This is a genomic window from Chitinophaga sp. (genome assembly GCF_035564935.1).
Taxonomy (GTDB): domain Bacteria; phylum Bacteroidota; class Bacteroidia; order Chitinophagales; family Chitinophagaceae; genus Chitinophaga.
This window is the reverse complement of sequence record NZ_DATMTE010000110.1, coordinates 1-10,816: the sequence shown is the minus strand read 5'-3', so window position 1 is coordinate 10,816 and position 10,816 is coordinate 1. Positions and strand designations below refer to the sequence as shown.

Annotated in this window: 9 protein-coding genes and 1 pseudogene; 7 read left to right on the top strand and 3 right to left on the bottom strand. The window is 49.6% G+C overall.

What is annotated here, in order from left to right; genetic code table 11:
* Both VN105_RS02980 and VN105_RS02975 read right to left on the bottom strand, forming a co-directional pair.
* Positions 1 to 151: TetR/AcrR family transcriptional regulator (locus VN105_RS02980; RefSeq protein WP_325637771.1), on the bottom strand; the 151-nt coding region annotated here is incomplete at its 3' end.
* A 129-nt stretch (positions 152 to 280) separates the two neighbouring features.
* Complete coding sequence (locus VN105_RS02975; protein ID WP_325637769.1) at positions 281 to 1,276, bottom strand: S1C family serine protease; 996 nt, start codon at positions 1,274 to 1,276, stop codon at positions 281 to 283.
* A 154-nt stretch (positions 1,277 to 1,430) separates the two neighbouring features.
* On the opposite strand from VN105_RS02975, the gene VN105_RS02970 reads away from it, so the two are divergent.
* From VN105_RS02970 to VN105_RS02955, 4 genes are all read left to right on the top strand, one after another.
* Complete coding sequence (locus VN105_RS02970) at positions 1,431 to 2,003, top strand: RNA polymerase sigma-70 factor (RefSeq protein WP_325637767.1); 573 nt, start codon at positions 1,431 to 1,433, stop codon at positions 2,001 to 2,003.
* Between the two features lie 74 nt (positions 2,004 to 2,077).
* Positions 2,078 to 3,106, top strand: coding sequence for a FecR domain-containing protein (locus VN105_RS02965; protein ID WP_325637765.1), 1,029 nt, complete (start codon positions 2,078 to 2,080; stop codon positions 3,104 to 3,106).
* 240 nt (positions 3,107 to 3,346) lie between these two features.
* Positions 3,347 to 6,520, top strand: coding sequence for a TonB-dependent receptor (locus VN105_RS02960; RefSeq protein ID WP_325637763.1), 3,174 nt, complete (start codon positions 3,347 to 3,349; stop codon positions 6,518 to 6,520).
* A gap of 11 nt (positions 6,521 to 6,531) precedes the next feature.
* Positions 6,532 to 8,028, top strand: a complete 1,497-nt coding sequence (locus VN105_RS02955; protein WP_325637760.1) for a RagB/SusD family nutrient uptake outer membrane protein — start codon at positions 6,532 to 6,534, stop codon at positions 8,026 to 8,028.
* Between the two features lie 34 nt (positions 8,029 to 8,062).
* Here VN105_RS02955 and VN105_RS02950 read toward each other — a convergent pair whose 3' ends face one another.
* A complete protein-coding gene (locus tag VN105_RS02950; protein ID WP_325637758.1) occupies positions 8,063 to 8,809 on the bottom strand; it encodes a hypothetical protein in 747 nt (248 codons plus the stop codon).
* A 121-nt stretch (positions 8,810 to 8,930) separates the two neighbouring features.
* Between VN105_RS02950 and VN105_RS02945 the strand changes: the two genes are divergently transcribed.
* The 3 genes and pseudogenes from VN105_RS02945 to VN105_RS02935 all read left to right on the top strand — a co-directional run.
* On the top strand, positions 8,931 to 9,698 hold the full coding sequence (locus VN105_RS02945) for a nucleotidyltransferase (protein ID WP_325637756.1): 768 nt from the start codon (positions 8,931 to 8,933) through the stop codon (positions 9,696 to 9,698).
* On the top strand, positions 9,698 to 10,441 hold the full coding sequence (locus VN105_RS02940; protein WP_325637754.1) for a metallophosphoesterase family protein: 744 nt from the start codon (positions 9,698 to 9,700) through the stop codon (positions 10,439 to 10,441). The genes VN105_RS02945 and VN105_RS02940 overlap by 1 nt, the downstream gene beginning before the upstream one ends.
* Before the next feature lie 46 nt (positions 10,442 to 10,487).
* A pseudogene (locus tag VN105_RS02935) lies at positions 10,488 to 10,816 on the top strand (mechanosensitive ion channel family protein); the annotation flags it as partial.

Below are 10,816 nucleotides of genomic sequence, written 5' to 3'. Positions count from 1 at the left end.
TATCCTTATACTTTATATAAATCGTTCTGGGCGATATGTTGGCCGCTTTTGCCAGCTTCTGCATGGTAAGGTTTTCCAGTCCCTCTCCGGCGATGATCTGCAAGGCAATAGTGCGGATGGCTTCCTCTTTCTCTAAATTTTTAGGTCGCATAAGTTAATTGTTATTGCAAAGTAAGTAAATGTTTGTTTACTTATGAAATATTTTTTCCGGGGCAGGCATAAAAAAAAGCTGCCCCGGAGCATACAGCTCCGGAACAGCCTCATTTTTCAGGTGCCACTATTAATTTTTTATTTCGCCGGGAATCACTTCCACTACCTGTTTCCTGCCACCCCTTAGTATTTCAACGGGGATCTTCCTGCCGATCTGTTTATCGGATAACAGCAGATGCAGGTCATCAACAGAAGTTACCGGTTTGCCGTCGAAAGCGATAATGATATCGCCAATATGCAGTTCGCTGTTATAGAAGTTGCCATCGGGCACGGTTTCAAACACGTATACGCCGGTATGGGTATTCAGCTTGTTGGCGCCAATCATCCTGCTGCTGAGGTTTACCGGTTGGGCGGCAATTCCCAGTTGCGCCCTGCGGATCTTACCGTGGAGGATAAGCTGCCCCGCAATTTGTGCGGCCAGGTTGGAGGAGATGGCAAAGCAAAGTCCCTGTGCGGAGGCAATCACCGCCGTGTTCACACCAATTACCTGTCCTGATGAGTTTACCAGCGGGCCACCGCTGTTACCGGGGTTGAGAGCGGCATCGGTCTGGATCACGTTATCGATCAGCCTGCCGTTGCTGGCCCGCAACGTACGGCCTAGTGCGCTTACCACGCCGGCGGTAACGGTGTATTGCAATCCCATCGGGTTGCCGATGGCAATGGCGATCTGCCCTACCTGCAGCGCAGAAGAATCTGCCAGCGGCATGGCCTTTAATCCGCTTTCATCGATCTTTAATACAGCAATATCGGTGGATGGGTCGGTCCCTTTGATCTCTGCATTCACCCGCCGGCCGTCTGTAAACGACACTTTAATACTGTCGGCATTTTCCACTACGTGGTTGTTGGTAATAATAAAACCATCGGAAGAAATAATGAAGCCGGAACCGGTGCCTCCCTGCGTACGCCTTTCCCGCGTTCGCTGGTCGCTTACCTTCTTCTGTACTTCTATATGTACCACCGATTCGGCTACAGTACCCACTACGCCGGTAACGGTTTGAGAATAGGCATCTAATAAACTCCTATCGTTCGACGCCTGATGCGTAAGAAATGAAATTGAGTTATCCATAATAGGGAAGCGGCTCAAATTTATCTCCAGTTTATTCCGGATGCCTTTTTGGCATCTGATGGGCCGGCTTTATGCCATCTTTACTTTTCAGCACTTGAAAATCATAATTATTTAGCTATTTTGACGGGGAATGTTTTTCGTCTAATAAGGAAGTATGCCAGCAATTGATTTACAGGTACTGTGGGATGCGGTTTGCAAGGCGGACGATCAGCAATCGTTCCGGCAGTTGTTTAATCATTTTTATCCCCGTTTGGTGCGTTTTGCAACAGACCTGGCCATCAGCAGGGAAGCGGCGGAAGAAATTGTGTCGGATGTATTTGTGCAGCTTTGGAAAAACCGCAGGGAAGGTGAACCAATCCTGTATCTGAAAACCTACTTATATACCGCTGTCCGCAACCGCTGCTACAACCATCACCGCGATGAGCAGAAACACCAGTGGCTGGAACTGGAAGCAGAAAGCGCCCCGCTTGCGGGAGATGTACACCCGCAACTGGAATGGAAGGAAATGCAGCAATGGCTGGATAAAGCCATCGCCACCCTTTCGCCCCAGGGCCGTACTATTTTCCGCCTGATCCGGGAGGAAGGATTTAAATATAAAGAGGTGGCCCTGCTCCTGGAAATTTCCCCGCGCACCGTAGAAACCCAGCTGGTTCGCGCTACCAGCCGCCTGCGCGAAGCCTTGCAGCAATACAGCAGGGACGCGGGCCCCAAAATTCATGTTCCCTGAAAAATTTTTTACCGGCTGTAGGTAATCGCCTTCTCTTTCGTGTCTCTCTCCCTGGGAACATTTAAACAGCACTTATGCACCATCATCGCCTGGATGAATTAATAACGGCAAAACTCAGCGGCACGCTGGATGAAAGCGGCCGGGAGGAACTGGCGGCTTTACTGCTGCAACACCCGGAATGGGCGCAGCACGTAGCCTTGCTGGAACAATACTGGCATTCGGCGCCGGAACCGGAAGCGCCTCCTGCGGTTGTTTTTAGTGAGATGATGGCAAAAGCGGAACCCGCCGGTAAAGCGACTGTAAAAGTTGTGGCCTGGTGGAAATGGGTGGCTGCCGCCGCCCTGGCCGGACTGCTGTGTACAGCAGGTTATCACCTGTGGCAGGGAACCCGCTGGCAGAAAGAACTGCAGCTGGTGGAAACCCGCAACGGCGAACGCCGGCATTTCCGCCTCAGCGATGGCACTATGGTGCACCTGAACGCCTCCAGCCATCTTACCTGCCGGCTGAATGCCCGCACCCGGGAAATATGGCTGGATGGAGAAGCTTTCTTTGAAGTGGCAAAGGACCCTGCCCGCCCTTTTGTGGTGCATGCCGCCACTATGAACATCCATGCACTTGGTACGGCTTTTAACGTAAAAGCCTACCCGGAAGACGCACAATATGAAACCACCCTGCTGGAAGGCGCAGTGGAAGTATATCTCGATAAAGCGCCGGAACAGAAAGTACGGCTACGCCCGTACGAAAAGCTGGCCATCGGCAGCACTACGGCGCCGGCATCTCCGGAAAAAAAATTAATGATAAAACCGGTGGTATCAAAAGTAGCCATGGCAAAAGCCGCCAGCTTACCGGTAATTGACAGCACCCTGTCGGAAACGGCATGGGTAAGCAACCGCCTCCAGTTTGAAGCGCTCCGGTTTGATCAGCTGGCCAAACTGCTGGAACGCTGGTACGGCGTTAAAATTGAATTTAAAAACGAAGCAGTGAAAAACTATATATTCAGCGGCTCCTTTGCTTCTGAAAGCATTACCCAGGCGCTGGAGGCTTTACAACTAACAGAAGAGTTCCATTTTGATAATCAAAGCGCGCGGATCATCATTTATTAGCACGTTCACCTAAAAATCAGTTATGAAAAACTAGAAAACCTGTAAACAGTTCAATGAAAAAAAGCACAGGAAATGCTACGAACATTCCCTGTGTGAAGGCTTATCAGCAAAGCGCCGGCCCCTTTGGACGGGATGGCAGGGCCTTGCTATTGTATCACCTATCATCACAAATTTATGGAAAAAGTCAACCAATCGGATGCATGCCGGCGAAGAACCGCCATGCTCAAGCATTTGATCATTATGAAGCTATCATTCTTTATTGTTTTACTTTCCTGTATGCAGGTGGCTGCCACCGGGTATTCCCAGAAACGTATCAGCCTTAATGTAAAGGACACGGAAATAAAAAAGGTACTGGACCGCATCGCCGGCCAGTCCGATGTACGTTTCCTGTACAGCAACCGTAAAGTAGACCTGCAGCAGCGGGTGAGCATCACCGCTGCGGAAGAGCCGCTGGAAAAGGTGCTGGATAAGGTTCTTTCCGGCAGCGGCTTTGCCTGGAAAGAGCTGGAGGGCCACCTGGTGGTGATCATCCCCGAAAACACGGCCTGGGAAAACATCCGCGTGAAAGGCCATGTCACCGGCGCCGATGACCATGCATCGCTGCTGGGGGTTACGGTACAGGTAAAAGGTACCGCTATCGGCACCGTTACTGATGAAAAAGGGAATTTCACCCTCGATGCTCCCGCTGGTGGTACGCTGCTGTTCCGCTATGTAGGTTATGAGCCGCTGGAGCTCCCGGTGAAAGCCTCCATGGAGGTGCAACTGAAAAAGTCGTCCAGCGCCCTTACGGAAGTAGTAGTGATCGGGTATGGCGCCGCTCAGAAAAAAGACCTCACCGGATCCATTGTAAGCATCACCCCTAAAGAATTTAATAAAGGTATTATCAGCAATCCCGTACAGGTATTGCAGGGAAAAGTAGCCGGCCTCGTGATCAGCAAACCCGGTGGTAACCCCAACGGTAAGATCAGCATCAGTCTCCGGGGCGCCTCTTCGCTCTCTGCCAGCAGCCAGCCGCTGTTCGTGGTAGACGGTATTCCCGGTATCGACATCAACGCCGTGCCGCCGGATGATATCGTATCTATTGATGTGTTGAAAGATGCATCGGCAGCAGCCATTTACGGTTCCAGGGGCGCCAATGGCGTTATCATTGTTACTACACGTCGCGGTAAGGAAGGCGTTACACAGGTATCCTACAGCGGTTATATAGGTATGGAAAAGATGTCGAACACCTATGATGTGCTCAGCGCATCAGACTATCGCAAATACCTGAAAGATAATAATATTGATGCCTCGGCATTTGACCTCGGGTCTTCTACCAACTGGCAGAAAGCCATTACCCGCACGGGTATCAGCCATAGCCATAATTTATCGATGAGCGGCGGAAAAGACAATACCCGCTACAGCGCATCTGTGAACTATCTCAACAATGAAGGCGTGGTACTGAACTCCGGCCTGGAACGCATCATTGGCCGCATCACGCTGGACCAGGGCGTTTTCGACAACCGCCTGCGCCTCGGCCTCTCCATGAACTATGTAGGAGAAAAGAACAAATATGTAGGCACCGATCCGGATGGTAACGGCGATAACCGCATCTGGGAACAGGCCATTGCCTACAACCCAACAGCGCCTGTTTATAATGCAGATGGTTCCTGGTTTGAAAAACTGGACATCAACGACAACTACAATCCCGTTGCCCTGGCCAACCAGATCAGACACCAGCGGGCCCTGAATAAATTTATAGGTTCCGCAAAAGCTACGTATGATATTACCAGTCACCTTACCTACGACCTGCTCCTTGGACTTGAACGCGCTTCCAGCGACCGCGGTTTGTATTATTCAAAAGAATCGCCGGTAATAGAAGGCGCTGGCAGCAACGGTACCGCCACCCGCGCTTCCCAAACCTGGGATAATAAAACACTGGAGACCTATTTCACTTACAACCAGCAATGGCGGAAAAATGTGGTGAAAGTAACAGCGGGCTATTCCTACCAGAACTTTTTCAGGAACAGCATGTCGGCAGGTAATACACAGTTTGTATCCGATATTTTCAGTTATAACAATCTCGGGGCAGGACAGGGCGATCAGCCGGCAGTGGCTTCGGGGGCGGAAGAAAACTCGCTGGTGTCTTTTATAGGCCGTGTGTTCTACAGCTACAACGATAAATACCTGCTCACCGGTACCGTGCGCCGTGATGGTTCCACCCGTTTTGGTAAAGATAAGAAATGGGGTACCTTCCCCTCTGCCTCACTGGCATGGCGTATTACGCAGGAACCTTTCCTGCAGAACAGCAGCTGGCTGCAGGACCTGAAATTTCGTGTAGGCTATGGCGTTACGGGTAACCAGGAGATCCAGAACTATAAATCACCGCTCACTTACAGTCCCGGTGGTAAGGTGCTGGACAACGGCCGCTGGGTTACTTCCTACCAGATAGGGCAGAACGAAAATCCCAACCTGCGCTGGGAATCCGCTGCACAATTTAACGCCGGGTTTGACTTCACCATGTTTAAAGGACGCCTCAGCGGAACACTGGAATATTACGACAAGCGCACCAAAGACCTGCTGTTCAACTACAACGTGCCCTCGCCGCCTTACCTGTTCCCATCTATGCTGGCCAACGTGGGTAAGATCAGCAACAAAGGGGTGGAGTTGTCGCTCAGCGGTGCGATCATTGATCACAAGGATTTCAGCTGGAACGCTTCCTTTAATATTTCCCGTAACTATAACGAGATCCTGTCTATTGCCAACGACCAGTTTAAAAGTGATGCCATTTATGATGGTACGGTGGGCGCCCGCGGTCTTACCGCTGTGCAGATCGTGAAAGTAGTACCGGGTTATTCCATTGGTACCTTTTACATCCCGCATTATACCGGTATTGATGCCAATGGCAACCAGCAGTTTGAAGATATTGACGGCAGCGGCAGTTTCGATTTCCGCAGCGACAGCCGCGTGGCGGGTAATGGCTTACCGAAATACCAGGCAGGTTTGGCGAATACTTTCCGCTATAAGAATTTTGACCTGAACTTTTTACTGCGCAGTCTCTTTGGCTACCAGATCTTCAACGCTACAGACCTGGTACTGAGCGACCGCTTCAGCCGTTTGCCCGGCCGCAATGCCATGGCGAAGTATGCCGATAGCGATATCCGCGGTACCTACGTATCCGATCGCTTCATTGAAAACGGCGCGTTCCTGCGGCTGGACAACTTCTCGCTTGGTTACAGCATTCCCGCTGCCAACAGCAAGCTGTTTGCCAACCCGAGGGTATATATCTCCGGGCAAAACCTGTTCGTGATCACCAAATATTCCGGCCTGGATCCGGAACTACCTATAGACGGCCTTGCGCCGGGTATTGATAACCGTAACGTATATCCGAAAACACGTTCTTTCGCAGTAGGCTTTACGGTAAACTTTAAATAAAAACCATCAATATGAAATCAGCATTCTTTAAATATACCCTGCTGGCCGGCATGATCTGTTCGGCATTCAGCTGCACCAAACTCGACGAAACATTTTACGACAGGGGTACCGATGAAAACTTCCTCAAAACGGAAGATGAACTCAACGCATTTGCCAACGGCGCTTATGCCAAAATGCGCGGGTACCGCGACAGCTACTGGAAAATGAATGAAGTAACTACCGATGAAACCACGGTGCCATCGCGTGGTGCGGACTGGAACGAAGGCGGTTTATGGCGTGTACTCATCAGCCATGAATTTCCCATTACTCACCAGTACATCAACGACATGTGGAACTTCATTTACCGCGATGGTGTGAACCCGGTGAATGCCATCCTGCAAAAGCTGGAAGGTTCGTCCGTGGTGCTTCCTACCAAAGACCAGATCATTGGCCAGATGAAAGTGCTGCGCGCTTATCACTATTACCTCGCCATGGATGCCTTTGGCAATGTGCCTGTAGTTACTTCCTTTGATCAAACAGAACCGCCAAAGAACACACCCCGCGCAGAAGTATTCACGTTCATTGAAAAGGAGGTCAAAGATAACCTGGCCATATTACCATCCACCCTGGATACAAAGAATTATGGGAAAGTAACCAAAGGCATGGCTTTTATGTTGCTGGCAAAACTATACGCCAATGCCGAAGTATATACCGGTACCCAACGCTGGGCAGATTGTATTCGTATGTGCGATTCCGTTACTGCCATAGGATACCAGCTGGAACCCAATTATTTTTCTAATTTCTCCACCAAAAATGAAAATTCAAAAGAGAATATTTTCGTGGTGCCTTATGATGCCATCAACGCCAAAGGTATGATGCTGCACTATCTTACGCTGCACTACAACAGCCGTTATACTTACGGACTGCCCAGTTCCCCGTGGAATGGATGGTGTACATTAAAGGCGTTCTATGAGTCGTTCGACAACGACGACAAGCGTAAAACCATGTTCCTTGAAGGACAGCAATATGCGCAGGATGGCACGCCATTGAAAACAGAGCAGGGAGCGCCGCTGATCTTTACCAGCACAATAGGCGACCTGGCCAATGCCACGCAAACAGAAGGGGTGCGTATCGTTAAATATGAGATCCAGAAAAATACTGCTTATTCAGACCAGGATAACGACCTTGTTATTTTCCGTTATGCAGATGCGCTGATGCTCAAGGCGGAGGCACTGCTGCGTACGGGTCAGGCTGGTCCTGCGCTCACCCTGGTAAACCAGGTGCGGGCACGCAGCTTCGACACTGCCAAACCGTTGCTTACGCTCACGTTTGATAACCTGCTGGCAGAGCGTGGCCGTGAGTTTATCTGGGAGGGTTGCCGCCGTCAGGACCTGATCCGCTTTGGCAAATGGAACAGCGCCTGGCAGTTCCACCCGGCCGATCAGCCTTTCCGCCAGTTGTTCCCCATTCCGCAGGCGCAACTGGATGCAAATCCTAACCTGGTACAAAACCCGGGTTATAAATTATAAAAGAAGTATGCAGGGGGGAAGTAATTCCTCCCTGCTATTCAAACCATAAGCTTATACTGTTACCAATAGCGTCTATCAGTTTCTTATCTTTCACCAGGTCCATCTTCCAGCCGCTTTTAGCGCAACGGATAATCCCGATGGCTTCATCGTTCAACATCACTTCCGCTTCATAACACACGCCATTGGCGCAGGTTTCCGATATAGGCACCGCTTCTCCTTTATAGCTTTTACCATTCAGTTCAAATTCCAGCGGGATCACCTCACTTTCCAGTTGTGCGATGAATTTTTTCAGAAAGGCGATAAGGTGCTTCCTTTGTGTTGGTCCTGATGTGCTCCATTTGTTTTTATCCGCGCGCTTGTGGGCGATTTTGAATTTAAGCCCCGTCATCGTAGTGGCGTAATCGTTAGCATCCAGTTTTACGGCGCTTTGATGTGCCAGGATGTACCAGTGATAAGCCGTGCCTACCGGTACGCCGGAGCCTTCCGGCGCATGCCCGGTGCGGCGTTTGGTAACTGCATAGGAGATTTCCCAGAGATCGGGAGTGATCTTGGTTTCTTTCCAGTCGCCCTGGTCATAATGCCAGTGATGGCCCCTGCCTACCTGTACGCCGGTGTATTGTTTATCGCCAAACGTTTTGAATTTATCAAATGAAGTCACCTTTTTTTTCCTGGCAATGGTACCTGTTTTTTTTACCGTCGCTTTTTTCGGCGTTGCTTTTTTCGGTGCAGCGGTGCGGCTGCTTTTCCGCGTACCGGGTTTCCTGGTTTGAGTAGTAGCCATTGTATATGGATTTATAAGTAACGAAAGTTGGGTATACGTTAGTGCGTGTCCAAAAAACAAACCATGTTGTATGCATGGCATAACGTTTGGATTTTACTTTTCCTATCAACACCTAGCAACTATGGCAAATTTAAACGGACACATGGTTTTTGAAGCGGCAGTGCACAGCAGTGAGGCGCATGCTTTTTATAAGGAGGCGTTGCTGCATTTGCATGAAAGCGGCGCCGCATTTATGCTGGGAGGTGCGTTTGCCATGTTCCACTATACGGGTATTTACCGGGACACCAAAGACCTGGATATCTTTTGTAAATGGACAGAATATCCGAAGATCCTGAAGTATTTCGGTAAGCTGGAGGGTTACGAAGTGGAATTAACCGATGTGCGATGGTTGGCCAAAGTGTTCAAAGGCGAGTACTTCATCGATATCATTTTTGATACTGTTAATAACATTTGCCGGGTAGATGATACCTGGTATGAACATGCGGTGGATGCTATTTTTGAAGGGGTGCCGGTAAAGCTGATATCGCCGGAAGAACTGATCTGGTGCAAGGTTTATGTACAGAACAGGGAGCGGTATGATGGAGCGGATGTAAATCATATTATCCTGCGGTATTACCCGCTCAACTGGAAGCGGATCCTGTTCCGTCTTGATCAGCACTGGCATTTGCTGTTGCAGCAGCTGATCAACTTCCAGTTTGTATACCCGGCAGATTTTCACCGTATTATTCCCCGTTGGCTTTTTGCGGAAATGATGCAGCGGGCGCTGGAGCAGTACGAGCTGCCGCCGCCAACAGAAAGGGTTTGCCGGGGACCGGTGATAGACCAAACGCAATATGCCACTGATATAAAAGAATGGGACTATAAATCTTCTACCATAAAAACCGTTTGATGATGGCAGCAGAAAAACAATCAGCAAAGATAGCAGCGGTAGGCGATCTGCATGTAGGCGCCAATGATAAAGGGAAGTGGGCAGATTATTTTAAAGAGATATCTGCCAGGGCAGATGTGTTGCTTATTGCAGGTGATCTTACCGATACCGGCGATGAATCGGAAGCGCAGGTGCTGGCGGGTGAACTGGCTGCCTGCACCATCCCTGTAGTAGCTGTACTGGGCAATCATGACTACGAAAAGGGGAGGCATAAACTCATCAGGCAAATTATCCAGGAGGCCCGTGAAGTACATATCCTGGATGGTGAATGCACCATGATCAACGGCATCGGGTTCGCCGGTGTAAAAGGCTTTGGCGGCGGCTTCGACGGGCATATGCTTTCCATGTTCGGGGAAGGGGAAATGAAGAGTTTTGTGCAAACCGGCGTGGATGAAGCGTTGCGGCTTGACAGGGCGCTGGCGCGGCTGGACCAGGAACATCCGGATATCAGGAAGGTTGCTTTAATGCATTATGCACCTGTAGTGGAAACAGTAATAGGAGAGTCGGAACAGATCTATCCTTTCCTGGGTTGCTCCCGCCTGGCCGAGCCGCTTACAAGACGTAAAGTAATTGCGGCTTTCCATGGGCATGCGCATGTAGGACAACTGGAAGGCCAGATCAACGGTGTGAAAGTGTTTAATGTGGCAAAACCTATCCTGTCTGAGGCCGGTTATTCACCTGCCTTTTTTTTATATGAAATATAAGTCTGTAGAGATATTTACAGGTATTGTGCATTTTATTCTATAGTATATGAGCGAACAATTTACCAGCTATAGTCAGCTGATCTTCGATAAGCTACATAACTGGTTGGTAGCAGCGGTGAAAATGACGCCTAATTTTGTATTGGCGGTGATCATTTTTGCCTTGTTCTTATTGCTGGCGCGCTTCACCCGGAAACTCACCTATGGCTTTTCCCGGAGGTTGTCTGAATCATCCGCCATTTCAAGCCTGGTATCCAGTTTATTTTATGGATTGTTTTTATTGCTGGGATTATTTATATCACTGAATATATTACAGTTGGATAAAGCAGTTACCTCATTGCTGGCCGGCGCCGGTATTATAGGACTCGCGCTTGGTTT

Coding starts and splice junctions, on each gene's coding strand:
- VN105_RS02975 (WP_325637769.1), bottom strand. CDS start 1,276: ATGGATAACTCAATTTCATTTCTTACGCATCAGGCGTCGAACGATAGG.
- VN105_RS02970 (WP_325637767.1), top strand. CDS start 1,431: ATGCCAGCAATTGATTTACAGGTACTGTGGGATGCGGTTTGCAAGGCG.
- VN105_RS02965 (WP_325637765.1), top strand. CDS start 2,078: ATGCACCATCATCGCCTGGATGAATTAATAACGGCAAAACTCAGCGGC.
- VN105_RS02960 (WP_325637763.1), top strand. CDS start 3,347: ATGAAGCTATCATTCTTTATTGTTTTACTTTCCTGTATGCAGGTGGCT.
- VN105_RS02955 (WP_325637760.1), top strand. CDS start 6,532: ATGAAATCAGCATTCTTTAAATATACCCTGCTGGCCGGCATGATCTGT.
- VN105_RS02950 (WP_325637758.1), bottom strand. CDS start 8,809: ATGGCTACTACTCAAACCAGGAAACCCGGTACGCGGAAAAGCAGCCGC.
- VN105_RS02945 (WP_325637756.1), top strand. CDS start 8,931: ATGGCAAATTTAAACGGACACATGGTTTTTGAAGCGGCAGTGCACAGC.
- VN105_RS02940 (WP_325637754.1), top strand. CDS start 9,698: ATGATGGCAGCAGAAAAACAATCAGCAAAGATAGCAGCGGTAGGCGAT.